Annotated in this window: 22 protein-coding genes, 1 tRNA gene and 1 pseudogene; 10 read left to right on the top strand and 14 right to left on the bottom strand. The window is 72.4% G+C overall.

Features of this window, described 5'->3' with window-relative positions:
- Window positions 1-1,801, bottom strand: a pseudogene (locus DN069_RS42365) (SUKH-4 family immunity protein); the annotation flags it as partial.
- A gap of 13 nt (window positions 1,802-1,814) precedes the next feature.
- Window positions 1,815-2,834 carry an HNH endonuclease gene (locus DN069_RS12645; protein WP_111501039.1) on the bottom strand — a complete coding sequence of 340 codons (1,020 nt, stop codon included), beginning with the start codon at window positions 2,832-2,834 and terminating at the stop codon, window positions 1,815-1,817.
- Window positions 2,835-3,129: 295 nt separating this feature from the next.
- Here DN069_RS12645 and DN069_RS12640 point away from each other — a divergent pair, with 295 nt between their 5' ends.
- Both DN069_RS12640 and DN069_RS12635 read left to right on the top strand, forming a co-directional pair.
- Complete coding sequence (locus DN069_RS12640) at window positions 3,130-3,528, top strand: YwqJ-related putative deaminase (protein WP_279387893.1); 399 nt, start codon at window positions 3,130-3,132, stop codon at window positions 3,526-3,528.
- Between the two features lie 16 nt (window positions 3,529-3,544).
- The gene (locus DN069_RS12635; RefSeq protein WP_111501037.1) at window positions 3,545-4,039 is read left to right on the top strand and encodes an SUKH-3 domain-containing protein; all 495 of its coding nucleotides are present in this window, start codon (window positions 3,545-3,547) and stop codon (window positions 4,037-4,039) included.
- A 38-nt stretch (window positions 4,040-4,077) separates the two neighbouring features.
- On the opposite strand, the gene DN069_RS12630 is transcribed toward DN069_RS12635, so the two are convergent.
- Both DN069_RS12630 and DN069_RS12625 read right to left on the bottom strand, forming a co-directional pair.
- Window positions 4,078-4,446, bottom strand: a complete 369-nt coding sequence (locus DN069_RS12630; protein WP_207892135.1) for a GntR family transcriptional regulator — start codon at window positions 4,444-4,446, stop codon at window positions 4,078-4,080.
- A 140-nt stretch (window positions 4,447-4,586) separates the two neighbouring features.
- The gene (locus DN069_RS12625; protein ID WP_111501036.1) at window positions 4,587-5,873 is read right to left on the bottom strand and encodes a sensor histidine kinase; all 1,287 of its coding nucleotides are present in this window, start codon (window positions 5,871-5,873) and stop codon (window positions 4,587-4,589) included.
- 296 nt (window positions 5,874-6,169) lie between these two features.
- On the opposite strand from DN069_RS12625, the gene ppc reads away from it, so the two are divergent.
- Window positions 6,170-8,869, top strand: coding sequence for a phosphoenolpyruvate carboxylase (gene ppc, locus DN069_RS12620; protein ID WP_424556280.1), 2,700 nt, complete (start codon window positions 6,170-6,172; stop codon window positions 8,867-8,869).
- A gap of 168 nt (window positions 8,870-9,037) precedes the next feature.
- A complete protein-coding gene (locus tag DN069_RS40900) occupies window positions 9,038-10,840 on the top strand; it encodes a hypothetical protein (protein ID WP_207892134.1) in 1,803 nt (600 codons plus the stop codon).
- 66 nt (window positions 10,841-10,906) lie between these two features.
- On the opposite strand, the gene pth is transcribed toward DN069_RS40900, so the two are convergent.
- From pth to DN069_RS12590, 5 genes are all read right to left on the bottom strand, one after another.
- Window positions 10,907-11,479 (bottom strand): aminoacyl-tRNA hydrolase, encoded by a 573-nt coding sequence (gene pth / locus DN069_RS12610; protein ID WP_111501034.1) that lies wholly within the window; start codon window positions 11,477-11,479, stop codon window positions 10,907-10,909.
- 94 nt (window positions 11,480-11,573) lie between these two features.
- The gene (locus DN069_RS12605) at window positions 11,574-12,167 is read right to left on the bottom strand and encodes a 50S ribosomal protein L25/general stress protein Ctc (RefSeq protein ID WP_111501033.1); all 594 of its coding nucleotides are present in this window, start codon (window positions 12,165-12,167) and stop codon (window positions 11,574-11,576) included.
- Between the two features lie 175 nt (window positions 12,168-12,342).
- Window positions 12,343-13,326, bottom strand: a complete 984-nt coding sequence (locus tag DN069_RS12600; RefSeq protein WP_111501032.1) for a ribose-phosphate diphosphokinase — start codon at window positions 13,324-13,326, stop codon at window positions 12,343-12,345.
- Window positions 13,327-13,488: 162 nt separating this feature from the next.
- Window positions 13,489-14,934 carry a bifunctional UDP-N-acetylglucosamine diphosphorylase/glucosamine-1-phosphate N-acetyltransferase GlmU gene (gene glmU, locus DN069_RS12595; protein ID WP_111501031.1) on the bottom strand — a complete coding sequence of 482 codons (1,446 nt, stop codon included), beginning with the start codon at window positions 14,932-14,934 and terminating at the stop codon, window positions 13,489-13,491.
- Window positions 14,935-15,075: 141 nt separating this feature from the next.
- Window positions 15,076-15,148 (bottom strand) — tRNA-Gln (locus DN069_RS12590).
- A 221-nt stretch (window positions 15,149-15,369) separates the two neighbouring features.
- Between DN069_RS12590 and DN069_RS12585 the strand changes: the two genes are divergently transcribed.
- Both DN069_RS12585 and DN069_RS12580 read left to right on the top strand, forming a co-directional pair.
- Window positions 15,370-16,380, top strand: coding sequence for an acyl-CoA desaturase (locus tag DN069_RS12585; RefSeq protein ID WP_111501030.1), 1,011 nt, complete (start codon window positions 15,370-15,372; stop codon window positions 16,378-16,380).
- Between the two features lie 97 nt (window positions 16,381-16,477).
- The gene (locus DN069_RS12580) at window positions 16,478-17,080 is read left to right on the top strand and encodes a TetR/AcrR family transcriptional regulator (protein ID WP_111501029.1); all 603 of its coding nucleotides are present in this window, start codon (window positions 16,478-16,480) and stop codon (window positions 17,078-17,080) included.
- 3 nt (window positions 17,081-17,083) lie between these two features.
- On the opposite strand, the gene DN069_RS12575 is transcribed toward DN069_RS12580, so the two are convergent.
- Together DN069_RS12575 and DN069_RS12570 are read right to left on the bottom strand one after the other, a co-directional pair.
- Window positions 17,084-17,494, bottom strand: a complete 411-nt coding sequence (locus DN069_RS12575; RefSeq protein WP_111501028.1) for a VOC family protein — start codon at window positions 17,492-17,494, stop codon at window positions 17,084-17,086.
- Between the two features lie 11 nt (window positions 17,495-17,505).
- Window positions 17,506-18,321 (bottom strand): methyltransferase domain-containing protein, encoded by an 816-nt coding sequence (locus DN069_RS12570; RefSeq protein ID WP_243639142.1) that lies wholly within the window; start codon window positions 18,319-18,321, stop codon window positions 17,506-17,508.
- Window positions 18,322-18,386: 65 nt separating this feature from the next.
- On the opposite strand from DN069_RS12570, the gene DN069_RS12565 reads away from it, so the two are divergent.
- From DN069_RS12565 to DN069_RS40015, 4 genes are all read left to right on the top strand, one after another.
- The gene (locus DN069_RS12565; RefSeq protein WP_111501026.1) at window positions 18,387-18,884 is read left to right on the top strand and encodes a MarR family winged helix-turn-helix transcriptional regulator; all 498 of its coding nucleotides are present in this window, start codon (window positions 18,387-18,389) and stop codon (window positions 18,882-18,884) included.
- A gap of 125 nt (window positions 18,885-19,009) precedes the next feature.
- Window positions 19,010-19,918, top strand: coding sequence for an SGNH/GDSL hydrolase family protein (locus DN069_RS12560; RefSeq protein WP_111501025.1), 909 nt, complete (start codon window positions 19,010-19,012; stop codon window positions 19,916-19,918).
- An 89-nt stretch (window positions 19,919-20,007) separates the two neighbouring features.
- On the top strand, window positions 20,008-21,939 hold the full coding sequence (locus tag DN069_RS12555; protein WP_111501024.1) for a phosphatidylglycerol lysyltransferase domain-containing protein: 1,932 nt from the start codon (window positions 20,008-20,010) through the stop codon (window positions 21,937-21,939).
- A gap of 118 nt (window positions 21,940-22,057) precedes the next feature.
- Window positions 22,058-22,840: a hypothetical protein gene (locus DN069_RS40015; RefSeq protein ID WP_165845477.1), complete on the top strand. Its 783-nt coding sequence runs from the start codon at window positions 22,058-22,060 to the stop codon at window positions 22,838-22,840.
- A 24-nt stretch (window positions 22,841-22,864) separates the two neighbouring features.
- Here the strand turns inward: DN069_RS40015 and DN069_RS12545 are convergent, their stop codons facing one another.
- From DN069_RS12545 to galK, 3 genes are all read right to left on the bottom strand, one after another.
- A complete protein-coding gene (locus DN069_RS12545; protein WP_111501041.1) occupies window positions 22,865-23,650 on the bottom strand; it encodes a LuxR C-terminal-related transcriptional regulator in 786 nt (261 codons plus the stop codon).
- A 192-nt stretch (window positions 23,651-23,842) separates the two neighbouring features.
- Window positions 23,843-25,186 carry an FAD-dependent oxidoreductase gene (locus tag DN069_RS12540; protein WP_111501023.1) on the bottom strand — a complete coding sequence of 448 codons (1,344 nt, stop codon included), beginning with the start codon at window positions 25,184-25,186 and terminating at the stop codon, window positions 23,843-23,845.
- 148 nt (window positions 25,187-25,334) lie between these two features.
- The gene (gene galK / locus DN069_RS12535) at window positions 25,335-26,498 is read right to left on the bottom strand and encodes a galactokinase (RefSeq protein ID WP_111501040.1); all 1,164 of its coding nucleotides are present in this window, start codon (window positions 26,496-26,498) and stop codon (window positions 25,335-25,337) included.
- Window positions 26,499-26,539 lie beyond the last annotated feature (41 nt).

The raw sequence follows: 26,539 nt of genomic DNA, 5'->3' as shown, positions 1-26,539 counted from the left end.
ATGCCGCCGCCCCCGGCGGGGGCGGCGGCATCCCCGGACCACCCATGGGACCGGGCGGCGGAGGCGGCGGCAGGCCAGGGCCGCCCTGCGGCGCCGACGGCGCAGCGGGCGCGCCGGGGCGACCCGGGAGGCTTCCCGGAGCGGCCATCATCGTCGGCGCGTAGTCCAGCCCCTCGGGCTGACCCGCACCCCCGACTCCGGGGGGAGGCGGCGGCACGGCGGGCCCACCACCCATCGGACCGGGCGGCGGAGGCGGCGGCATCCCCGGACCGCCGAGCGAACCACCCGGCGGAGGCGGCGGCACAGCGGGCCCACCACCCATCGGACCGGGCGGCGGAGGCGGCGGCATGCCCGGGCCACCGAGCGGCGCTCCCGGCGGCGGAGGCGGAAGCCCGGGGCCACCCTGCGGCGGGGCAGGCGTGGCCGGCGCGCCGGGAGCGCCCGGACGTCCCGGGAGGCTTCCCGGAGCGGCCATCATCGTCGGCGCGTAGTCCAGCCCCTCGGGCTGACCCGCACCCCCGACTCCGGGGGGAGGCGGCGGAACACCGGGGGCACCGAGCGAAGCACCCGGCGGCGGCACGCCCGGGCCACCCATCGGCCCCGAAGGCGGAGGGGGCGGCATGCCGGGACCACCCATCGGTCCGCCCGACGGGGGCGGCGGCATCCCCGGGCCGCCGGGGAACGGCTGGCCGACCGGCGCACCCGGCGGGGGCGGCGGCATGCCCGGGCCGCCAGGGAACGGCTGACCCATCGGTCCGCCCGGCGGGGGCGGCGGCATGCCCGGGCCGCCGGGGAACGGCTGGCCCACCGGCGCGGGCGCGCCCGGCGGCACACCGGGGCCGCCCATCGGGCCACCCGGCGGAGGCGGGGGCATCCCCGGACCGCCCATCGGCGCGCCGGGGACCGCGGCGCCCGGCATCCCCGCGTTCGCGCCGGGGAACGGCTCCGCGGCCGGACCGGCCCCGGGCGGGGGCGGCGGCATGCCCGGACCACCGAGCGAACCGCCCGGCGTGCCGGCGCCCTGCGGGTAGCCGTAAGAACCGGAACCGGCGGAGCCCTCCTGCGGGAAGCCGTAGCCGCCCTGGCCCGGGGCCTGGCCGGGCTGCGGGTACCCGTAGCCGCCCGCACCGGCCGGCGCGGCGGCGGGACCCTGCGGATAGCCGTACGACCCGGACGGCCCACCGGACGGCCCGGCCGGAGCGGCCGCCGCAGCGGGAACCTGCTGACCGGGAACCTGCTGGCCGGGGATCGCGCCCGGCAACCCGCCACCCGGCGAACCGCCCTGCGAACCACCGTCCGCCGCGGGCTGCACCGCGGCGGGCTGCGGACGGGGCGGCGTCGGCGGCGCCAGCATCGTCGGGACCTCCGCGGGCGGACCCGCGGAGACCGGCGGGGCCACCTGGAGGCTCGCCGCCTCCTCCTCGCGGGCGCGGGCCGCCGCCTCCTCCAGCCACTGCGGCGGGCTGAGCAGGAAGGAGGTGGCCTCGACCAGATCCCGGTCGGCGCCCGTCTGCACGGGCGACTGCGGCGTCGCGCCGGCCGGGCGGCCGTAGACCTCCTCGTAGCGGCGGACCACGTCGTTGATCGGCAGGGCCGGCCAGAGCGTGGTCGCGCCCGTCTCACGGGCGATCACCATGCGCGCCGCTCCGCCGTCCGAGGACGGGCCGTCGGTCCGGTCGACCGCCCAGGCCACGAAGCCCAGGTCGAACTCGCGCACCCGCACCTCGCGGCGCAGCCACGCGGGCGTGCCGGCGTTGATCCACTCCTCGGCGCGCTCCTGCGCCTCCGCGTACGTCACCACGGCGACGACCCCCTCAACCCTTCACCGGGACGGCGCGGGCGAAGCCGCCGTCCACCATCAGCTCGGCCACCGTCTGCAGCTCCGGCGGGCTGCCCGCCAGCCGGAGCAGGAACGCGTCGAAGTCGTCGCCGCAGGGCAGCAACAGCCGCTCGCAGCGCTGCTGCGGCGTCAGGGACGGGTCGCCGTCGTCGCGCGCGTCGTCGTAGGGGAGGAACCAGACCGTGCCGATCCGGTCGCCGCGGACCTTGATCACCAGCAGGCCGCCCTGGGCGAAGCCGATGCCGAGATAGTCCTTGGTGATGTGGTCGCGCAGGCACTTGTTGACGTAGGCGAGGTCGACGACCGACCGCTCCGCCGGCAACCCGAAGAAGGGCTGGTCGACCAGGATGCCCAGCTCGGTGTCGAGCCCCAGGCCCTTGGGCGCGTGGCCGCCGGCCGCCTTCAGGAAGGTCCGGTAGGCGCCGGGCAGGGTGTAGCCGAGGGCCTCCTCGACCGCCTGCAGCCGCTGCTCCACCTCCTCCGGCGTGGGCGGCGGGGCGGACTCGGCGCCCTCCTCGGCCTCCGCGCCGTCGGGCAGCACGAAGTGGACCGGGCGCCGCTCCTGCAGCGGGCGGGTGCCGCGCTTGGCGTGGTCGGCGCGCGAGCCGGCCAGACCGCCGTGGTGCCGCAGCAGCGCCTTGACCTCGACGGGAACCAGCTCCAGCCGACGGTTGCCCGGCGACGCCGGTTCCGCCGAGTGGTGCCAGGTCCAGCCGACGGGTGTGCCGACCGGGCTCTCGACGTCGGCCCACAGCTCGTGGCCGTCCGCGCGGAGCGCAGCGTTGGCGGAGACGTAGTCGGTGAGCCGCAGCTCGTCGACGCCGAATCCCTCGGGTGGGTCCGCGACCTCGGCCGCGGCTCGGGCGTACGGGGAGAAGTCGGGGCGGCCTTCCGCATCGATCCTCACCCCGGAGGGGTACTGCTGCGCGCGCAGCGGATCGGGAAAGTGCACGACCTGCCCGGCGTAGGCCGCGTTCGGCCGACCTGTCGTCATGGAGTTTGCCCCCTGCTGGAACTGACTGCCGCGTCCAAGCCTAGGGGCTCGACCGGCCTGCGGGGATCTCCCCCGTCACCCCGGGGCTCCCCCGAGACCGCCCCGGGCACCCCTCCGGCCACCGATCCGTCGTCGAACAGACCCCCGACTTATGTATCTGCGTTGGTATTTGGCAGTCTGATCCACAGCACAACCGGGGGACCACGGGGGAAGGGAACAACCGTTCATGGAGATCATGCAGCAGCAGCACAGACAGGCGCCCGCGCCACTGCTCCGTCACCGCAGGGACAGCCTGATGCCGATCGTCGCCGCGGCGCTGTCGGTGCGGGGTGATACCTATACCCATGTGAGCGAGAAGGGCGAGGCTCCACAGCTTCACCCTCTGGTGGACGATTTCCTGTCCGCGCTGCCGGTGGGACAGCTGGAGCGGTTCACCGGGCGCTGCCCGGAGGCCGTGCTGCTGTCGCAGTTCCTCGACCAGGCCGAGACCGCCCGCTCCGGGCGCTCGGCGCGCAGGTCCTTCGGCGAGGGCGAGGCCAGGAAGGCCCTGCGTGGGGCCAAGATGACGACGGTCCGGATCCGCGAGCAGGGCGATCCGGCCCACGGCACGCACCAGCCGCCGTGCCGCAGCTGCGAGCCGCTGCTCGCGCACTTCGGGGTCAAGTCCATCTCGCTGCGTCCGAAGAAGAAGTGACGGGAGGATCGACACCATGCAGGCACGTTTTCCCGCGGATGTCGCGTCCGCTCTCGCCAAGGCGGGCTGGTATCCCGACCGCAGCCGCAGGCCCATGGCCGAGGCCTGGGCGGAACAACTCTCCGCGTACGTCTCACCCGAGGGTCACGTCCACACGGTCTTCCCGGCCGCGCTGGAGGCCTGGGCGGAGTTCGGCGAGATAGCCGTCTCGCTGGACGGCCCGGGGATCGAGGTCGCCCGCACACCGTTCGTCGTCGACCCGCTGCGAGGTCTTCACCAACCCCGCACACTGGCCGACCTCGGGCGCTCCCTCGAACTGCCGGTCGCCCCCCTCGGCGAGGAACGCGACGGCGCCGCCCTGCTGGCGATCGACGCGGTCGGCCGCGTCTACAGCCTCGACCACGCGGGCGAGTGGTTCCTGGGACACACGATGGACCAGGCGATGACGGTGCTGATCAACGGCCTGCGCGCGGAGCGCCTCCGGTTCCTGACCGACGCGCTGCAGGCCTGACGCTCCGGAGGACCGCGGGCTACGGGCCCGGCCGCGGGCTACTGGCCGTAGGTCTCGTGCAGGGCCGTCTCGACCACGGCCCTGGCCTGGTCCACCGTCAGCCCGAGGGACTTCGCCCGCCGCGCGTAGGACGCCGCGCCGCGGGCGATCTCCGCGAGCGAGCGGTCACCCGACGCGGCGATGACCGTGCCCGCCCGGCCACGCGTCTCGACGACCCCGGCGGACTCCAGCTCACGGTAGGCCTTGGCCACGGTGTTCACGGCCAGGCCGAGGTCCTCGGCCAGCTTGCGGACGGTGGGGAGCTTGGTCCCGACCGGTGCCTCCCCGCTGGCCGCCGCGGCGGCGATCAGCGCGCGGATCTGCTCCGACGGCGGGGTGGGGGACGCGGGGTCAAGGGCGATCAGCACGACGCGCTCTCCGGCAGCACTCAGGACGACGACGGTCTCCTACGGTAGTACCGCCGCACACCACGAGCGCCCACGAACACGTTGCCGAGGAACGCCACCAGCACGGTCAGGACCGTCCAGCCCTCGAACGTGACGCAGGCTCAGGCCGTGGCCGTGGCGGTCACCAGCCTGGCCTCGACGCGGTAGCCGCCCTCCGCGGTTGGGCCGGCGGCGAAGGTGCCGCCGAGGGCGTGGACGCGTTCGCGCATGCCGACGAGGCCGTTGCCGCCGCTGGGGAGGCCGCGGTCGGCGGCGGGGGTGGTGTCCGCGGCGGGGCAGGTGTTGGAGACGGCGAGTGCCACGCCGCCCACGATGTAGGCGATGACGACCTCGACGTCGGTGCCGGGGGCGTGCTTGAGCACGTTGGTGAGGGCCTCCTGCACCACCCGGTAGGCGGTCCGCTCGGCCTGGGCCGGGAGTTCGCGGCGCAGGCCGCCGAGGGTGTAGCGGACGCCGAGGCCCGCCGCGCGGGACTCGTCGACGAGCTTCGGCAGGTCCGCCAGCCCCAGCGCGGCCGCCTCGTCGCCCTCGGCCGCGGCGCCGAGGGGCGCGGGCTCCTGCTCGTCCGGCTCGACGGTGCGCAGCACGCCGAGGATCTGCCGTAGCTCGTCCAGCGCCTGCCGGCCGATGTCGCCCATCAGCTTGGCGCTCTGCGCGGCGCGGTCCGGGTCCTTGTGCACGACCCGCTCCAGCGCGCCCGCGTGCACGACCAGCAGGCTGACCCGGTGGGCGACCACGTCGTGCATCTCACGGGCGATGCGGGTGCGCTCCTCCATGCGCGCCCGGCGCGCCCGCTCGTGCGCCTGGTCGGCCAGGAGGCTGATCTCGGTCTCCAACCCCTCCGCGCGCTCCCGCAGCGCCTCCAGCAGCCGGCGCTTGGCGCCGATGTAGAGGCCGAGCATGGCCGGCGGCACGCTGATGCCGATCGCGACCAGCACCGACAGGATGACGAGCACGTAGGCGGCGACCCCGTGCCGCAGCGCGTTCTGCTGCTGGGTGCCCAGGGTCAGCGTGGAGACGATGACGGTCTCGGCGATGGCCAGCGCGCAGAGCGCCGTCATCGCCCGGCGTTCCGCGAACCGGCTCGCCACGCCCTCCGGGCGGTACGCGCCGAGCGTGTAGACGCCGATCATGAGCAGCGTGTAGCCGGCGTCCAGCGGGATGGTCGCCAGCGCCGCCGCGACCGGGATCAGCGGCCAGCGCCGCCGCACCAGCAGCGTCGAGCCCGCGATCACGCCGAAGACGGCCACGGCGACCACCGCCGCCGTGCCCAGACCCTGCCGGAACGCGAACACCGCGGCCGAGCCGCCGCACTCTGCGGCGGCCACCGCCGCGAGGCCGATGTCCAGCCACATGCTCCGTCGGCGCGTCCACGCTCCCACCCTCATGCGACAAGGGTAAAAGGAAGCCCAAGGACCGTGTGGGCGACCGCCCGGTTGTCCGGATAGCGGCCATCCCCGTGGACGGTCACACCCCGCAACCTATGCTGGACCGCGAGAGATCAGGATCGACAGATCGAGTGTCTCCAGCGCAAGGCAGGCGACTGCACCTTGGGCGGACAGCGTGGTCCGCGCACGCCACTGTCCGTTCCCCCACCCCGCAAGGGAGCACCAGCGTGAGCGACGACCGCGAGGCCACCGTCCCGGCATCCGGCCCGGCCACCACCGAGCCCGACAACAGCGCGCTGCGCGCCGACATCCGCCGCCTGGGCGACCTGCTCGGCGAGACGCTGGTCCGCCAGGAGGGCCAGGAGCTGCTCGACCTCGTCGAGGAGGTCCGCGCGCTCACCCGCAGCGACGGCGCGGCCGCGGCCCAGCTGCTGGAGGAGACCGACCTGGCCACCGCGGCCAAGCTGGTGCGGGCCTTCTCCACCTACTTCCACCTCGCCAACGTCGCCGAGCAGGTGCACCGCGGCCGCGAGCTGAACGCCAACCGCGACAGCAACGGAAGCCTGCTCTCCCGCACCGTGGACAAGCTCTCCGAGGCGGACCCCGAGCACCTCGCGACCACCCTGAAGCACCTCAACGTGCGTCCGGTCTTCACCGCGCACCCGACCGAGGCCGCGCGCCGCAGCGTGCTGCAGAAGCTGCGCCGGATCGGCGAGCTGCTGGACACCTACGACACCCCCTCGCGTCCCACCGGCCGCCGCCAGGCCGACCGCCGCCTCGCCGAGGTCATCGATCTGCTCTGGCAGACCGACGAGCTGCGGATCGCCCGCCCCGAGCCGTCCGACGAGGCCCGCAACGCCGTCTACTACCTGGACGAGCTCTACAAGCGCGCCGTCCCCGACGTGCTGGAGGAGCTGTACGAGGAGCTCGCGCGCGTCGGCGTCCCGCTGCCCGAGGGCTCACGTCCGCTGACCTTCGGCACCTGGATCGGCGGCGACCGCGACGGCAACCCGAACGTCACCCCCGAGGTGACCCTCGACGTGCTGATCCTGCAGCACGAGTACGGCATCAACGACGCCCTCGGCGTCGTCGACGAGCTGCGCGGCACGCTCTCCTCCTCGGTGCGGCTCTCCGGCGCCAGCGAGGAGCTGTTGCAGAGCCTGGCCGCCGACCTGGAGCGACTGCCGGAGATCAGCCCGCGCTACAAGCGGATGAACGCCGAGGAGCCCTACCGGCTCAAGGCCACCTGCGTGCGACAGAAGCTGCTCAACACCAAGGAGCGGCTGGCCGCCAACACCCCGCACGTCCCCGGCCGCGACTATCTCGGCACCGGCGAGCTGCTGGCGGACCTGGAGGTGCTCCAGTCCTCGCTGCGCGCCCACAAGGGCGGCCTGATCGCGGACGGCCGGGTCAACCGGGCCATCCGCACCATCTCGGCCTTCGGACTGCAGCTGGCCACGATGGACGTGCGCGAGCACGCCGACGCCCACCACCACGCGCTCGGCCAGCTCTTCGACCGCCTCGGCGAGGAGGCCTGGCGCTACACCGACATGCCGCGCGAGTACCGCCAGCGGCTGCTGGCCAAGGAGCTCAGGTCCCGCCGCCCGCTGGCCCCGACCCCGGCCCCGCTGGACGCCGCGGGCGCGAAGACGCTCGGCGTCTTCTCGTCGGTCCGCGAGGCCTTCGAGCGCTTCGGCCCGGAGATCGTGGAGAGCTACATCATCTCCATGTGCCAGGGCGCGGACGACGTCTTCGCGGCGGCGGTGCTGGCCCGCGAGGCCGGCCTGATCGACCTGCACGCCGGGGTCGCCCGGATCGGCATCGTGCCGCTGCTGGAGACCACCGACGAGCTGCGCGCGGCCGACACCATCCTCGACGAGATGCTGCGCGACCCGTCCTACCGCCGCCTGGTCGCGCTCCGCGGCGACGTGCAGGAGGTCATGCTCGGCTACTCCGACTCCTCCAAGTTCGGCGGCATCACCACCTCGCAGTGGGAGATCCACCGCGCCCAGCGCCGGCTGCGTGACGTCGCGCACCGCTACGGCGTGCGGCTGCGGCTCTTCCACGGCCGCGGCGGCACCGTCGGCCGCGGCGGCGGCCCCTCGCACGAGGCGATCCTGGCGCAGCCCTACGGGACGCTGGAGGGCGCGATCAAGGTCACCGAGCAGGGCGAGGTGATCTCCGACAAGTACCTGATCCCCTCCCTGGCCCGGGAGAACCTGGAGCTGACCGTCTCCGCGACGCTGGAGGCCTCGGCCCTGCACACCTCCCCGCGCCAGTCCGAGGAGGCACTGGCCCGCTGGGACGCGACGATGGACACCGTCTCCGACGGCGCCCACGCGTCCTACCGCCGCCTGGTCGAGGACCCGGACCTGCCGGCGTACTTCTTCGCCTCGACGCCGGTCGACCAGCTCGCCGCGCTGCACCTGGGCTCCCGCCCGTCGCGCCGCCCCGACTCCGGCGCGGGCCTGGACGGCCTGCGCGCGATCCCGTGGGTCTTCGGCTGGACCCAGTCCCGTCAGATCGTCCCCGGCTGGTACGGCGTCGGCTCCGGCCTCGCCGCGGCCCGCGAGTCCGGCCTCGGCGAGATCCTCGACGAGATGCACGGCCAGTGGCACTTCTTCCGCAACTTCCTCTCCAACGTCACCATGACGCTGGCCAAGACGGACCTGCGGATCGCCCGCCACTACGTCGAGCAGCTGGTGCCGAAGGAGCTCCGCCACATCTTCGACCTCATCGAGGCCGAGCACGCCCTGACGGTCCGCGAGGTCCTGCGGGTCACCGGCGAGTCCGAACTGCTGCAGCACCAGCCGGTCCTGAAGCAGACCTTCGCCATCCGCGACGCCTACCTGGACCCGATCTCCTACCTCCAGGTCGCCCTGCTGCGCCGCCAGCGCGAGGACGCCGCCGCCGCCGTCTCCGAGGACCCGCTGCGCTCCCGCGCCCTGCTCCTCACCGTCAACGGCGTCGCCGCCGGCCTGCGCAACACCGGCTGACGCCCGGACGCATAACGATTCGTGCGTCACCTGCGGTCGGTTTCCGGATCAAATCCGGACACCGGCCGCAGGTGCTTTTGCGCCACCGCACTAGGCTCACGCGCGCACCACTCATGTTCCGCACCTCTGTCGCACATGAGCCACGAATCTTCCAGGGGGATCCTCAGGGTGAGACTCCGTTCCACCGTTCCCGCCGCCGCGGCCACCGCGCTGCTGGCGACCCTCCTCGCGGTTCCCGGCCAGGCCTTCGCCGACACCACGCCGAGCCCGAGCCCGAGCACCACCGACAGCGCGTCGCCCACCCCGACGCCGTCCGACACCCCGTCACCGTCCGACACCCCGTCACCCACCGCGACGCCGACCACCCCGGTGACGGTCACGCAGCCCACGGTCAACCTGCCCTGGGCGGGGAACGTGCAACTCGGCTACGGCAACACCGACGTCGGCATCCTCAGCTTCTGGGCGTACGACTGGGAGAGCACGGGCACCGCGACACCGGTCGCCGTGCGGCTCTACCCCGCCGGCGCTCCCGCCGGGGCAGACCCCGCGCTGACCCTGACTCAGGCCGACCTGCAGCAGGACTCCAGCGCCCAGGGCCTGTGGTACGCGCCGGCCAACCTCGTCCTGCCGACCTTCGGGAAGTACCGCGTCGCGGTCGACATGCGGGACAGCACCGGCGACTACGTCACGGAGCCCGACGCCGGGACCGTGACGTACCAGGACCTGGTCCGGTTCGCCTCGTTCAACGCCACCGGGCCGGCCACGTTCGACTTCGACCACCGCGCCTACTCCGTGGCCGGATCGCTGACGGTCACCGATCCCCGCACCGGCCAGTCCACGCCGTTCGCCGGCGCGAGCGTCCAGCTCGCGAACGAGCTGGGCAACAACGGCTACCCGCAGGCTCTCGGCACGGTGACGACGGACGCGAACGGCGCCTTCAGCGCGGACCTGACCGCGACGAGCGCCGTCCAGCCCTCCGCGAACTACACGCCGAGCGGGGCGGACTCCGTCACGTACTCCCAGGCGAGCGTCGGCGGGAACCCCATCTACGCGACCGCCGAGCAGACCCGCATCCGCTTCACCTCGCCCACTGACGTGAACGTGCCGGTCGGCGGCACCGCCGTGATCACCGGCGTCGTCGAGCGGCTGGCCGGATCCACCTGGAAGCCGGCCCCGGGCACGCCGTACACGTGGGGCAGCGGTCCGCAGGCCGGCGGCACCACGGACGCGCAGGGCGACTTCAGCATCGGCATCTCGCAGGCCGGCGCCTACCAGCTGAGCACCGCCAACACCGGCTTCCTCAACTGGACCAGCGCGCCCGACATGATCCAGGTCCACATTCCGCAGCCGGATTCGTTCACCGGCCTCGGCATCACCGAGGACCAGTACGGCGAGGCCGCGATCGACGGGCATCTGACGCTCGGCAGCGGCGGCAACTACCTCGGCGGCAACGCCAAGGTCTACGTGCAGTACTCGTCCGACGGCCGCACCTGGCACTGGATCGGCTACACGCTGGCCGGCCGTCAGGGACTGGCCCCGGACGAGTTCAAGTGCTTCGCGCTGTGGAGCGCCAACGCGAACGGCTACTGGCGGGTCTTCTTCCCCGGCACCGCGGACTGGCGGCCGGTGATGAGCCGGGCCTTCCACGTGTGGCGCACGCCCACCGGGGTCGGCGGCGGCAAGCCCAGCACCACCTGGGCGTCCAAGGGTCAGACGCTGAGCTTCAGCGGCACCGTCTACCAGGACAACGGCTCCTGGCACCGGCTCCCGCGCGCCCACGTGACTCTGGTCTTCCGCCCCTACGGCAGCACGACCTGGTACTGGGTCTCCTACGGCTGGGCCGACGCGTACGGCAACTACACCCTGCGCGGCCGCACCTACGGCGGCGGCACCTGGGCGGTCGTGTACACCACGTCCGACAGCAGCCACATCGACTCCAGTGGACCGAGCACCTACGTGCACGTGCGCTGACGCTGACCCAGCGGCACGGACAGCGAACGGCCGGACCTGCATCCCGCAGGTCCGGCCGTTCGGCGTTCAGTCGTTGTAGGTCGACTGCGCCCGCTCCAGGCCCTCCTGGATCAGGGCTTCGACCGAGTCGGCGCAGCGGTCCACGAACCAGGGGAGTTCCTTGCGCTCGGCCCCGGAGAAGTCGCGCAGGACGAAGTCGGCGACTTCCATCCGGCCCGGCGGGCGGCCGATGCCGGCGCGGACGCGGAAGTAGTCCGGGCCCAGGGACTTGGTGATCGACTTGAGCCCGTTGTGGCCGTTGTCGCCGCCGCCGCGCTTGAGGCGCAGCGTGGCGTAGTCGATGTCGAGCTCGTCGTGGATCACGATCAGCCGGTCGACGCCGGACTTGTAGAAGTCGCGCAGCGCGACCACGGGGCCGCCGGAGAGGTTCATGAAGGACATGGGCTTGGCCAGTACGACGCGTTCGCCCGCCAGGCGACCCTCGAGGACCTGGGCGCGGCTCTTGTGCGTCTTGAACTTGCCGCCGACCCGCTCGGCCAGCAGGTCCGCCACCATGAAGCCGATGTTGTGGCGGTTGCCCTCGTACTGCCCGCCGGGGTTGCCGAGGCCGACCACCAGCCAGGGGCCCTGCTCGCTCATCTGATGCGACTCCCTACTCGACTGTCACGACAACGCAGGACTGCCCCGGACATCACAGCGGACGGCCGGGGCAGAACTTCACGTGCGGTGAGGATCAGGCCTCGGCCTCGGCCTCGGCGGCCTCCTCGGACTCCTCCGCGGGGGCCTCGGCCTGGGCGCCGATGACCTGCAGGACGACCGCGTCCTCGTCGACGGCCAGGGAGGCGCCGGACGGGAGGGTGATGTCCTTGGCGTGGATGGAGGCGCCGGCCTCCAGGCCCTCGACCGAGACCGTGACGGACTCGGGCAGGTGGGTGGCCTCGGCCTCGATCGGCAGCGCGTTCAGGACGTGCTCGAGCAGGTTGCCGCCGGGGGCCAGCTCGCCCTCGGTGTGGATCGGGACCTCGACGGTGACCTTCTCGCCACGCTTGACCAGGATCAGGTCGACGTGCTCGATGGTGCGCTTGATGGCCTCACGCTGGACGGCCTTCGGCAGCACGAACTCCTGCTTGCCGTCGATCGGCAGGGAGATCAGCGCGTTCGGGGTCTTCAGCGCCAGCATCAGGTCGTGGCCCGGCAGGTTCAGGTGAACCGGGGCGTGGCCGTGGCCGTAGACGACGGCGGGGACCAGGCCGGCACGGCGGGCGCGACGGGCGGCACCCTTGCCGAACTCGTTGCGGGGCTCAGCGGCAAGGCGGATCTCGGACATGGAAGCGCTCCTTGTCTCGTCAATGAACGGGTGAGCGCCTGGCGGCCATCTCACACGTCTTGGAACAAGAAGCGCGTCGATAACGGAGGCAGATCCACGTCAGGACATGGAAAAGCTCCCTCGCCGGGCAGGTACTCAGCGTACCCGGACCCGACGAGGGAGCCAAAACGATCAATCAGGCGCGCTCGTCGAAGAGGCTGGTGACCGAGCCGTCGTCGAAGACCTCGCGGATCGCGCGGGCGATCAGCGGGGCGATGGAGAGCGTGGTGACCTTGTCGATCTCCTGGGAGAGCTCGCCCGGGGTCGGCAGGGTGTCGGTGAAGACGAACTCGCTCGCCCGCGAGTTCTTGATGCGGTCCGCGGCCGGGCCGGAGAGCACGCCGTGGGTGGCGGCGACGATGACGTCCTCGGCACCCTGCTCGAACAGCGCGTCCGCGGCGGCGACGATGGTGCCGCCGGTGTCGATCATGTCGTCGACCAGGACGCAGACGCGGCCCTTGACGTCACCGACGACCTCGGCGGACATGACCTTGTTGGCCACGTTCGGGTCACGGCGCTTGTGGATGATCGCCAGCGGCGCGCCCAGGCGGTCGGACCACTGGTCGGCCACGCGGACGCGACCGGCGTCCGGGGAGACGACCGTCAGCTTGTCGCGGTCGACCTTGGCGCCGACGTAGTCGGCCAGCAGCGGCAGCGCGAAGAGGTGGTCGACCGGGCCGTCGAAGAAGCCCTGGATCTGCGCGGTGTGCAGGTCCACGGAGATGAGCCGGTCGGCTCCCGCCGTCTTCAGCAGGTCCGCTATCAGGCGGGCGGAGATGGGCTCGCGACCGAGGTGCTTCTTGTCCTGACGGGCGTAGCCGTAGAACGGCATGATCACAGTGATGGTCTTGACCGACGCGCGCTTGAGCGCGTCGATCATGATCAGCTGCTCCATGATCCACTGGTTGATCGGGGCGGTGTGGCTCTGCAGCACGAAGGCGTGCGCGCCACGGACCGACTCCTGGTAGCGGACGTAGATCTCACCGTTGGCGAAGTCCAGTGCCTTGGTGGGGACCAACTCGACACCCAGCTGCTCGGCCACCTCGGCTGCGAGGGCAGGGTGTGCGCGGCCGGAGAAGAGCATCAACTTCCGAGAGCCGGACGATTTGATCCCGGTCACTGCAACCGTCTCCTTGTTGCTTCGGCACCCAGGTTTGCTGAAGATCCGCAGGCGGACACTGGCCTGGCGCGGCCCTGTGGTGTGTGGATGACCACCAGGTTACGCGTCCGTGGAGGTGCGCGTCGCGCCCGGGTCGCCTGGGAGAGTGGTCGAAGCGGCCCCTCAGGCCTCTTCTGCCGCTGCCTTCGCAGCCGCCGCAGCCTGCGCGGACGCCGTACCGGGGCGCTTGCGCTCGACCCAGCCCTCGATGTTGCGCTGCTGCGGACGTGTGACGCCCAGCGCGCCCGCGGGCACGTCCTGGTAGATCACCGAGCCGGCGGCGGTGTACGCACCGTCCCCGACCGTCACCGGAGCGACGAACATGTTGTCAGAGCCCGTGCGGCAGTGGGCGCCGATGGTGGTGCGGTGCTTCTTGACCCCGTCGTAGTTGACGAAGACGGACGCGGCCCCGATGTTCGTGCCCTCACCGATCGTCGCGTCGCCGACGTAGGTCAGGTGCGGCACCTTGGCGCCGTCGCCGACGATCGCGTTCTTCATCTCGACGTAGGTGCCGGCCTTGGCCTTGGTGCCCAGCACCGTGCCCGGACGCAGGTAGGCGTACGGGCCCACGTTGGCGCCCGCGCCGACCACCGCGCGGTCCGCTGTGGCATTGATCACAACCGCGCCCGCGCCGATCTCGGTGTCCCGCAGCGTGCAGTTCGGACCGACCTCGGCGCCCTCGCCGACGCTGGTCGCGCCGTGCAGCTGGGTGTTCGGGTGGATCACCGCGTCGCGCTCGTACGAGACCTGGACGTCGAGCCAGGTGGTGGCGGGGTCGACGACCGTCACGCCGGCGCGCATGGCGGCGTCCAGCAGGCGGTCGTTCATGATCCGGCGGGCCTCGGCCAGCTGCACCCGGTCGTTGATGCCCAGGATGTCGCGGTAGTCCCCGGCGACGACGGCGCCGACGCGGTGGCCGGCCTCGCGCAGGATGCCGAGGACGTCGGTGAGGTACTCCTCACCCTGGCTGTTGTCGGTGCGCACCTCGGCCAGGCCCTGGGCCAGCAGCTTGCCGTCGAAGGCGAAGACACCGGAGTTGATCTCGCGCACCGCGCGCTGCTCGTCGCTCGCGTCCTTGTGCTCGACGATGGCCTGCACGGCCCCGTCCGCACCGCGGATGATCCGGCCGTAGCCGGTGGCGTCCGGGACCTCGGCGGTCAGCACGGTCACGGCGTTGCCGTCGTGGCCGTGGGCGGCGACCAGCGCCTGCAGCGTGGCACCGGTGAGCAGCGGGGTGTCGCCGGTGGTGACCACGACCGTTCCGTCGAGCGCGATGCCCTCGGCGCCCAGCGCCTCCAGCGCGACGCGCACGGCGTTGCCGGTGCCGTTCTGCTGCTCCTGCACGACGGTGCGCACACCGGGGTCCACCTCGGCGAGGTGCGCGGATACCTTGTCCCGCATGTGGCCGACGACCACGACCAGCTGCTCCGGCGTCAGCTCCCGCCCGGCCGCGACGGCGTGCCCGACGAGCGTGCGTCCGCACAGGGGGTGCAGCACCTTGGGCAGGACGGCCGACTTCATCCGGGTGCCCTCGCCGGCGGCGAGAACGATCACGGCGGTGGGAGTCATGGGGGGCAGGCTCCTCTGCAGGGGGCTGGGAGGGTCCGCCGGGCGCGTCACGCACCCGCAGAAGGGAGCCGCACAGACGTACCCGAACACAGTGAGGATAGCCGTCAGTGGGAAACCGGCCAGAAACGATCGGTTCCAGGGCTCCGCCGCAAGGATTCGAACCTTGACTTGCCGACTCCAAAGGTCGGTGTGCTGCCAATTACACTACGGCGGATCGTACGGCGGCCCGAGGCAGCCGAACGGCGGCTCCTACTATGCCGTACCGCCGACCCTCCACGCGACGATACGACGGGGCACCCCGATTCCCGGCGCCAGGGGAATTCCGACAATTCACCCGCTCGCCACACCGTCGGAGGGTGGACTTCCGCGACCAGGGGCACAGAACCTACGATGCCGTAAGTTACGGTTCCGTAGGTAGAGGCCGAGGGGCGACCCATGACCACCATGCCGAGCACAGAGACCGGGCTCCGTCCCGTACCGGAAGCACAGCCGGCGAGAGAAGCGCCGGCCGACGCGACCCGTGGCGGCGAGCGGGCGAGCCTGTTGCAGCGGTTCGCGATCGGGATCTTCATCGTCGTGCCGTTCGCGGCGCTGGTCGCCGCCGTCCCCGTGGCGTGGGGGTGGGGCATCGGGTGGCACGAGATCGCCATCGCGACGGTGATGTACTTCCTGACCTGCCACGGCGTCACCGTCGGCTACCACCGGCTGTTCACCCACAGCTCCTTCAGGCCCAAGCGCCCGCTGCGGATCGCCCTGGCGGTGGCCGGCAGCCTCGCCGTCGAGGGGCCGATCGTGCGGTGGGTCGCCGACCACCGCAAGCACCACAAGTTCTCCGACCGCGAGGGCGACCCGCACTCGCCGTGGCGCTACGGCGAGACCGTGCCCGCGCTGCTGCGCGGCCTGTGGTGGGCGCACATGGGCTGGCTCTTCGACGAAGAGCAGACGCCGCAGGCGCAGTACGCCCCGGACCTGGTCAAGGACCGGGCGATCCACTGGATCTCGCGTCAGTTCTTCGCGTTCACCCTCGTGTCGCTGCTGCTGCCGCCGCTGGTCGGCGGGCTCTGGTCGTGGTCCTGGCAGGGCGCGGTGACCGCGTTCTTCTGGGGCTCGCTCGTGCGGATCGCGCTGCTGCACCACGTGACCTGGTCGATCAACTCCATCTGTCACGCCGTCGGCTCGCGCCCGTTCCGCTCGCGCGACCGCAGCGGCAACGTCTGGTGGCTGGCGATCCTCTCCTGCGGCGAGTCCTGGCACAACCTCCACCACGCCGACCCCACCTCCGCCCGCCACGGCGTCCTGCGCGGCCAGATCGACTCCTCGGCCCGGCTGATCCGCTGGTTCGAACAGCTCGGCCTGGCCACGGACGTCCGCTGGCCCACCCAGGACCGGCTGGCAATGAAGCGGCGTGAGCCCGGGAGCAAGGCCGGGAGGCCCAGCGCGGCATGATGGTCCTGTGAACGAGAGCAGTGGCGGCAGGGACGCGGGAGGCGACGCCCCCTCGTCCAAGCGGGGGGCGTCGGCACGTCGGGCTACACGTGTGCGCATGAGCGGCAAGGAGCGCCGCGAACAGCTGCTGGACATCGGGCGGAGCCTGTTCGCGGAGCGCGGCTACGACGCGACCTCGGTGGAGGAGATCGCGGCCAAGGCCGGCGTGTCCAAGCCGGTGGTCTACGAGCACTTCGGGGGCAAGGAGGGGCTGTACGCGGTCGTCGTCGACCGCGAGATGCAGCTGCTGCTGGACATGGTCACCGGTTCTCTGACCGGTGGCCACCCTCGTGAGCTGTGCGAGGAGGCGGCGTTCGCGCTGCTCGACTACATCGAGACGTCCACCGACGGCTTCCGGATCCTGACCCGGGACTCGCCGGTGACGCAGTCGACGGGCACCTTCGCCTCGCTGATCGGCGACATCGCGAACCAGGTCGAGGACATCCTCGGCCTGGAGTTCAAGTCCCGCGGCTACGACCCGAAGCTGGCGCCGATGTACGCGCAGATGCTGGTCGGGATGGTCGCGCTGACCGGCCAGTGGTGGCTGGACGTGCGCAAGCCGAAGAAGGCCGAGGTCGTGGCCCATCTGGTGAACCTGGCCTGGCACGGCCTGGAGGGCATGGAGCGGCGGCCGCACCTCGTCGGCCGCCGCAAGCAGTAGCGCCTACCGGTTCGGCTCCAGGCTGCGCGGTTCCAGGAACTCGATCCGGTTGCCCACCGGATCGAAGGAGTAGAAGCGCTCGTGGCCCGGCAGGTTGTCGTCCCACACGACCTGCGCGCCCTTGGCCGCCAACTGCTCCGCGTAGGCGTGGATGCCCCGGACGCGCAGCGCCGGGTGGGCCTTCCTGGCGGGCGTATGGGGGCACCCCCGGCCGGAGGCTGGGGGAGGATCCTCGATCCCGACGTGCAGCTGCACCACGCCGTCCGCCGAGGCGAACCAGCATCCGCCGCGGGCGGCGAGCACCGGCGGCTTGGGGATCTCGTTCAGGCCGAGCACGCCGACGTAGTAGCCGCGCAGCCTGTCCTCGGAGCCCGGCGGGGCGGCGAGCTGGACGTGGTCGAGGGCGACGATCACGGTGTTCTCCTTCAGCGCTTGATCGCGACGGCGAAGATGCGGCGGTAGGGCAGGACGGTGCCGTACGCGCGCCTCGGGTAGGCCGCGTCGAGCAGCTCGGCGTACTCGGCGAGGAACGCGGCGCGCTCGCCCTCGTCGGTCAGGACGTCGAGCACCGGCCGCAGCCCGGTGCCGAGCATCCAGTCCACGACCGGCTGCTCCCCCTGGAGCACCTGGTGGTAGTCGGTCTCCCAGACGTCCACGGCGCAGCCGAGGTTCGCCAGCACGTCCAGGTACTCCCCCGGCCTCGGCACCGCCGCGCGGTGCGGTCCGCCCAGCCGCTCGCGCCAGCGCGCCGAGTTGCGCAGCTCGGCCAGCAGCGTGTGCGAGGGCGCCTCGAAGTTGGCGGGCACCTGGAAGGCGAACACGCCGCCGCTCGGCAGCGCCTCGATCCAGCGCGGAAAGAGCGTCAGATGGCCTGGGACCCATTGCAGCGCGGCATTGGAGAGGATCAGGTCGGGGGCGTCCCCGGTGGGTTCGTAGTCGGCGATGTCGCCGAGCCGGAATTCGATCGCGCCGAAGTCGCGCCGGGCCTGCTCGACCATCGCGGCGGAGTTGTCCACGCCGACGACGTGGGCGCCGTGCCAGCGTTCGGGCAGCGTCGCCGTGGTGTTGCCGGGGCCGCAGCCCAGGTCCACGACGCGCTTCGGGGTGCCGGGGATCCGGCCGACCAGGTCGGAGAAGGGCCGACCGCGCAGGTCGGCGTACCGGAGGTACTGCTCCGGATCCCAGGTGACGTCGGCCATGGCGACCTCCCAAGTATCTTGATGTCGAGATATCTCCAGCATGGCGTCAGTAAATTCTTGATGTCAAGAGACTTCATGTCGATAGATATCCGACTACACTGATCAGCATGGAGGACGAGGTCGATCGGCTGGTCGCAGCATGGCGCCGGGAGCGCCCCGACCTCGACGTGGAGCCCCTCGAGGTGCTGAGCCGGGTCAGCCGGCTCTCCCGCCACCTCGACATCGCCCGCCGTGCCGCGTTCGCCGAGCACGCGCTGGAACCCTGGGAGTTCGACGTGCTCACCGCGCTGCGGCGGGCCGGCGCTCCCTACCAGCTCTCCCCCGGACAGCTGCTCACGCAGACCCTCGTCACCTCCGGCACCATGACCAACCGGATCGACCGCCTGGCCGGCAAGGGCCTGGTCCAGCGCCTGCCCGATCCGGACGACCGCCGCGGCGTGCTGGTCCGGCTCACCGAGGCCGGCCAGGAGCGCGCGGACGCCGCCCTCGCCGGCCTGCTCGACCACGAGCGGGCGATCCTCGCCGAACTGTCCGCCGCCCAGCGCGAGGACCTGGCCGGGCTGCTGCGTCAGCTCGTGGCCCCGTTCGACAACCTCACTGACTGACGCCCTCAAGGCTTTCGTCACTCTCCGTTCCCCTGCTGCACAAGTCTTGTCAGCGGTTACCGGCCGGTTGTCTACTCCCTTCCCAGAGTCCGCGACGGTGCGGACCTGGAAGGGGGGACCTCCCGATGACCGCTCTGCCGCGGCTCGCGCGCGTTCTGGCCGCTGCCGCCTGCTCGGCCCTGCTCGCCGCAGGCCTCGCAAGCCCGGCCTTCGCCGACGCTCCGGCCGCCACCAGACCGAGCGCCGCCTCGTCCCACGACCACAGTCCCGAGTACTACGTGTCCCTCGGCGACTCGCTCGCCGCCGGCTACCAGCCCAATGTCGGGCACAACACCGACGTCTCCTACACCGACCAGCTCTACGCCCAGCTCAAGCAGCACGACCCGGACCTCGTCCACGTCAAGCTCGGCTGCTCCGGCGAGACCACCGAGACGATGATCGACGGCGGCATCTGCTCCTACCCGGGCGCGACCTCGCAGCTCGACGCCGCCGTGAAGTTCCTGCGCGCACACCGCGGCCACGTCAGCTACCTGACGCTGGACATCGGCGCCAACGACGTGGACGGCTGCCTCAAGGGCGGCGCCGTCGACCTCAACTGCGCTCTGCAGGGCATCGCCACCGTCACGGCGCAGGTCCCGCAGATCACCGCCGCGCTGCACCGGGCCGGCGGCAGCCACCCGCGCTACGCCGCGATGAACTACTACGACCCGTTCCTGGCCGTCTGGCTCACCGGGCCGGCCGGACAGCAGGCGGCGCAGGAGTCCGCGCAGCTGAGCGTGGCGCTGAACGGCGCGATCGCGCTCGGCCTGAAGGCGGGCGAGTTCCGGCTGGCGGACGTGTCGACGGCCTTCTCCACGCTCGACTTCACCGACCAGGCCACCCTGCCCGGCGTCGGCCAGGTGCCGCTGAACGTGGCCAGGATCTGCACCTGGACCTGGATGTGCACGCCCTACCAGGACATCCACGCCACCCCGACCGGTCACGCGGTGATCGCCGGGGTCTTCCGGGAACTGTTCCGCCACCACCGCCGCTGACTCTCCCCGGGGCCTTCCCCCGGCTGCCTCACCAGCCGTCCGATCCATTCCGTTCTGGTGTGTAATCATGAAGATTGCCCCAGAACGGGATGGATGCGCACGTGTCGACCGATACTCCGGCCAGCAATCGTGAGAAATGGCAACGTCGAGCCGCTTGGGCGGCCATCTGGTATCTCCGCCTCGCCGCCGCGCTCAACCTGCTCGGGGGCTTCTCCGCGCCTTTTCGCCGCCAGGTCACCCGGCACAACACCGGTGAGCTCTTCACCCCCTACCTGCTGACGGCCGGCTTCACCTCCGCGGCGCTCGCCTGGTTCCTCGCGATCATGATGCGCCGGCGCAAGCGGGCCGCGTGGATCTTCAACCTGGTGCTGTCGGGCGCCTACCTGCTGCTGGTGGCGCTGGTCCTCGTCCTCGCGCCCGAGGTGCGGGAGCACACCTTCAACTGGATCTCGGCCGCGATCAGCGCGTTCTTCGTGGCCTCACTGCTGGTCGGCCGCCGCGAGTTCCACGCCAAGGGCGACCGCTCCAACCCGCTGCTGGCGATCGTCACGCTGATCGTCGGCGGCGTCGTCGGCATGCTGATCGGCACCGGGCTGGTCACCCTCACCGACACCGCCAGCAACTCCACGCTCTGGGACCGGATGAACTACGCGCTGATGCGCGTCTACACCCTGGCCCCGGCCGGGTCCACGCACGCGGGCGTCCACATCCCGCACTGGGTCGACATCGCGATCAACGTGCTGAGCGTGATCCTCTTCCTGCTCGTCCTCTACGTGCTGTTCCGCGCCCCCAAGGGCAAGGAGTACCTCTGCGACGACGACGAGCAGCGGCTGCGCGCGCTGCTCGACCGGCACGGCGAGCGCGACTCCCTCGGCTACTTCGCGCTGCGCCGCGACAAGAGCGTGGTCTTCTCCGGGAGCGGCAAGGCGGCCGTCGCCTACCGCGTCGTCGGCGGCGTCTCGCTGGCCTCCGGCGACCCGATCGGCGACATCGAGGCGTGGCCTGGCGCGATCGACGAGTGGCTGGCGCAGGCCCAGATCCACGCCTGGACGCCCGCCGTCATGGGCGCCAGCGAGGAGGGCGGCACGGTCTACGCCCGCCACGGCCTGAACGCCCTCGAACTCGGCGACGAGGCGATCGTCGAGGTCGACGAGTTCACCCTCGAAGGCCGCGCCATGCGCGGCATCCGGCAGGCCCACAAGCGCGTCGGCCGCGCCGGCTACACCGTCCGGATCCGCCGCCACGGCCAGATCCCCGAGGCCGAGATGGACTCCCTGCTCCAACTCGCCGACCACTGGCGCGACGGCCAGACCGAACGCGGCTTCTCCATGGCCCTCGGCCGCCTCGGCGACCCCGCCGACGGCCAGTGCGTGATGCTCGAATGCCACGACGGCGAGGGCGAACTGCGCGCCGTGCTCAGCTTCGTCCCGTGGGGTCGCGAGGGCCTCTCCCTCGACCTGATGCGCCGCGACCGCGACTCCGACAACGGCCTGATGGAGTTCATGGTCATCGAGCTCATCCGGCAGGCCGAGGTGGTCGGCGTGAAGCGCATCTCGCTGAACTTCGCGATGTTCCGCGCCGTCTTCGAGCGCGGCGGCAGGCTCGGCGCCGGACCGGTGCTGCGGCTCTGGCGCGAGGTGCTGATCTTCTTCTCGCGATGGTGGCAGATCGAGTCCCTCTACCGGGCCAACGCCAAGTACCGCCCCATCTGGGAACCCCGCTACCTGCTGTTCGAGCGCAGCAGCGACCTGCCGAGGATCGGCATCGCCTCGGCCCGCGCCGAGGGCTTCATCACGGCCCCGAGCCTCCCGTCCCTCTTCAAGCGCCGCCACGCCCCGATCCCGTCCGTGACGGGCGCGGTCGCGGTGGGACCGGCGCCGGCGGAGCCGGCCGCAGGCGCGGAGGGGAACGGGCACCTCGCCGACGGCCGGCCGGGCGACCGGGGTCCCGAGCGGGCGTCGCAGGGGTTCGGGCCCGCCGAAGGGCCGACGACGAAGGCCGGTGGTCCTCCCTCCGAATGAGCCCCGGTTCCACCTCGCCGACCACAGGCCGAGCCGCTTTCCGTTCTAGGGTGGATTCAGAGCTTTTGCCCCAGCAGGATCCCCGAACATGCCTGGCCCACTCGGAGGAACAGCGCGCATGCAGAGGGACGGAACAGCGACCGTCGGCGACGGCATGGGCAGCGGCGCCCTGGGCACCGGTGCGGCCGCCGGCCTGTGGTCGGCCGTGCGCTCCGGCGCCGAACGCGAGTGGGGCCCGCTCGCCCGCGCGATACGCACCGGCACGCGCGGCCGCGGCCTCGCGGCGATGCCGCTGACCGTCTGCGCCACCTTCGCGATCCTGGCCTTCCAGGTCTGGCAGCAGTCGGCCTCCGGCGCGGCCGCCGTCGAGCAGCTCGGGGTCGTCCGCGCCTCGCTCCCGCCTGGCGTCGCGCTCTCGCGCACTCCCCTGTCGCTCTTCGTGCCCGCGCCCGACCTGCCGGTCTGGGGCGCGGCGCTGCAGGTCTTCCTGGTCTTCGGCATCGCCGAGCTCACCCTGGGCCGGGTCCGCACCCTCGCGATCGCCTACGCGGCCACCCTCGCCGGGACCATGTACGCGCGTGTCGGCATCGCGATGGGACCGGACCGCTTCTTCGGGCTCTCCTACAACGCCGAGTTCGCCCGGGACACGGGACCGTCCGTCGCCGTCGTCGCCCTCGGCGTCTGCATCGCCTGGCGCTACCGCGCGCGGCTGACCGGCGCGGTGGTCGTGGCCGCGATGGTCGCCGAAGCCCTCGCCCTGCCGAACCTCGCGGGCGCGGAACACCTCGTCGCGATCCTCACCGCGCTCTCGATGTCCCTCGGCGCGGAACTGGTCGAGCGCCAGACACGGCGCACCACCGCCGCGGTCAACGCGCTCCTGCTGGTCCGACGCCGGATCTGAGCGCCGCTCAGGCTTCCAGGCCGCTCAGGCCTCCACCGGGCCCACGCCCGCGCGGCGCGCCAGCGCGACCGCGGCGAGCGTCGAGTGGACGCCGAGCTTGCCGAGGACGTTCTGCATATGGGTGCGGACCGTGTGCGGGGAGAGGTAAAGCCTGTCCGCGACGGCCTGCCGGCCGAGGCCCGCGACCATACAGCGCAGCACCTGTTTCTCGCGCGGAGTGAGGCTGTCCACCAGCCGCTCGCTCTCGGTTCGGTCCCGCCGGGCGGCGGTCAGCTCCCGGATCACGCCGGTGAGCAGGCTCGGCGGGAGGTGCGTCTCGTCCCGCATGACGCCCCGGACCACGGCCATCAGCCGGACCAGCGAGCTCTCCTTGGCCACCCAGCCGCCCGCGCCCGCCTGCAGCGCGCGCACCGCGCGGTGCGGGTCGTCGGCGGTGGCCAACACGATCACGCGCAGCTCCGGATGCACGGCGCGGGCCCGCCCGATCAGCGCTATGCCGTCGCCGGCGCCTGTGCCCACGGATGTGGCGGGCGGGCCCTGCTGTGGGGTCCGCCGCTGGGCGGGCACGTGGACGATCCGCCCGGGCGGGGGCGTCGGCGCGGCTTGCACCGTGCCGGCACCCAGATCGGCGTCGACGAGCATCACCTGGAACGCGCGCGCCTCGGCGGCGGCCCGCTCCAGCGCCCGCTCCGCGCCGGCGGCGCTGCCCGCCGCCGCGACCTCCACATCGGGCTCCGCGGCGAGCGCCGTCGCCAGCGCCTCCGCAAAGATCCGGTGGCCGTCAGCCACCAGCACCCTGATCCGCCCCACGTCCACTCCCCCCGACGCAGCACCCGCCTCCTCCACCACCCAGCGTAGGCTCGCGCCCCCCACGACGCGGTGCTATCACCCGAACGAGTCCTGTTACCGCCCCTCAGCGGTGCGAGGCTCTGATGAGCTCCGGCAGGTCGTCGCACCATCCAGGGGCGCGGGGATCAGCACAGCCTCGCGCCCCGGTAGGCGCTACGCGCCTGAGGCGTCCAGCATCTCGTCGCGCGGGACGACCTTGACGCGCTCGCGTCCTTCGGCCGCACCGAGGGCGCGCTCGTGGGCGTCGAGGCGCTGCCAGCCCTCCCAGCTGGTGAAGCGGACGCCGCGCTCGCGCAGGAAGGCGTCGACCGCGGCCGGCTCGGGGCTGGCCGCGGGCGTCAGCTCGCCCGCGGAGTGGTCGGCGAGGAGGGAGGCCACCGTCTCGTTCGCGTCGCCCTTGGTGTGGCCGATCAGGCCGACGGGGCCGCGCTTGATCCAGCCGGTGACGTAGGTGCCGGGCTCGACGCGGCCCGCGTCGTGCGGAACGGTCCCGGAGTCGGCGTCGAACGGGAGCTTGGCCAGCTCCTCGGAGTAGTAGCCGACCGCGCGGTAGACGGACTGGAAGTCCCAGTCCTTGAACGTCCCCGTGCCGCGGACGTTGCCGCTGCCGTCCAGCTCCGTGCGCTCGGTCCGCAGGCCGACGACGCGGCCGTCCTCGCCCAGCACCTCCACCGGCGACTCGAAGAAGTGCAGGTAGAGCCGGTGCGGGCGGTCGCCCGCGTCGCGGATGGCCCAGTTCTCCAGCGTCGAGGCGACCATGTCGGCCTGCTTGTTGCCGCGCCGGGTCGCGATCGAGCCCTCGTCGTAGTCGATGTCCTCCGGGTCGACGATGACCTCGATGTTGGGCGAGTGGTCCAGCTCGCGCAGCTCCATCGGGCTGAACTTGGCCTGCGCGGGGCCGCGGCGGCCGAAGACGTGGATCTCCTTGGCGCGGTTCTGCCGCAGGCCCTCGTAGACGTTGGCCGGTATCTCCGTCGGCAGCAGCTCGTCCGCCGTCTTGGCGAGCACGCGCGCCACGTCCAGGGCGACGTTGCCGACGCCGAGGACGGCGACCTTCTCGGCCGTCAACGGCCAGCTGCGCGGCACGTCCGGGTGGCCGTCGTACCAGAAGACGAAGTCGGCCGCGCCGTAGGAGCCGTCCAGCTCGATGCCGGGGATGTCCAGGTCACGGTCGGCGTTGGCGCCGGTCGCGAAGATCACCGCGTCGTAGAACTGGTGCAGCTCGTCGAGGGTGAGGTCGTTCGGGTAGTCGACGTTGCCGAAGAGGCGGATCTGCGGCTTGTCCATGACCTGGTGCAGCGCGGTGATGATGCCCTTGATCCGCGGGTGGTCGGGCGCGACGCCGTAGCGGATCAGGCCGAACGGGGCCGGCATCCGCTCGAAGATGTCGATGGACACGCCCGGGTCCTGCGCGACGTCCGACTTGAGCAGGGCGTCGGCGGCGTAGATGCCGGCGGGGCCGGACCCCACGACGGCGACCCGGAGAGTGCGTGTCATAGCGGATGACTCCTTCAAAGCGCGGACGGACGGCGGCGAGGACACCTGGTAAGGCAACCCTCAGCTACGTCAGCCTGCCACAGTAGTCAGTCCTGCTTTATGACCCCATAAGTCTTGCTTATGGGTCGCACGCTCCGGCCGGGCCGCACTACCGCAGGCGGCGGGCGCCCGGCGCCGGGGTCGCGGTGAAGAACGCCGGGGCGTTCCAGCCGTCCTGCGCAGCATAGGCGGCGGTCACGGCCGCCGTGATGCCGGGCACCTGGGCCGGCTCGGTCAGCACGATCACGCAGCCGCCGAAGCCGCCGCCGGTCTGCCGCGCACCGAGGGCCCCGGCCGCCAGCGCGGTGTCGACGGCGGCGTCCGACTGCGGGCAGGAGATGGCGAAGTCGTCCCGCTGCGAGGCGTGGCCGGCCGTCAGCACGGGCCCGAGCGACCGCAGTTCGCCCGCGTCCAGCAGACCCACGGCCTCCCGCACCCGCGCGTTCTCGGTGACGACGTGCCGGGTGAGGCGTCGCAGCTCCTCCTCCGGGAGGCGCGCCAGCAGCACGTCGAGCTCCCGGCCGCCTGCGGCCTCGACGTCGCGCAGCGCCTTCACCCCGAGCAGGTCGGCGGAGCGTTCGCAGCCCTCCCGGCGGCGGCGGTAGGCGCCGTCCGCGTGGCCGTGCTCGACCCGGGTGTCGACGACCAGCAGCACCAGTCCGGCCGCGGCCAGGTCCAGCGGGACCTGGCGCTGCGCCATGTCCCTGGTGTCCAGGAACAGCGCCGCGCCCTCGGTGCAGCACAGCGACGCCGTCTGGTCCATCACGCCGACGGGCGCGCCCACGTAGTCGTTCTCCGCCCGCTGCGCCAGCCGGGCCAGGCGGGGCCGCTCGATGCCGAGCCCGAGCAGCTCGTCGAGGGCCAGCAGCACCGCGCACTGCAGCGCGGCGGAGGAGGAGAGCCCGGCCCCGAACGGCACGTCGCTGTCGAGGTGCAGGTCGATGCCCGGCACCGGGTGCCCGTCCTCGCGCAGCACCCACAGCGCCCCCGCCGGGTAAGCGGCCCACCCGGCGACCGAGCGCGGCGCGAGCGAGTCGACGGTGAACTCGACCACCGCGCCGTCGCCCTGCGAGCTGTGCACCCGCACCAGGCCGTCGTCCCGCCGGGCCACGGCGACGCGCGCGGCGTGCGGCAGGGCGACCGGCAGCACGAAGCCGTCGTTGTAGTCGGTGTGCTCGCCGATCAGGTTGATCCGGCCGGGCGCCTGCCAGACGCCCTCGGGCTCACGCCCGTACAGCGCGGCGAACTCCTCGGCGACCGAGGCGGCCTCGATCGAGACCGAGGTCGAGGTCGAGACGGGGGCGGGGGCGGGGG

Source organism: Streptacidiphilus pinicola (genome assembly GCF_003258295.1).
Lineage (GTDB): Bacteria > Actinomycetota > Actinomycetes > Streptomycetales > Streptomycetaceae > Streptacidiphilus > Streptacidiphilus pinicola.
Note: the sequence above shows the minus strand (reverse complement) of the source record. Positions and strands in the feature narration are given on the sequence as shown.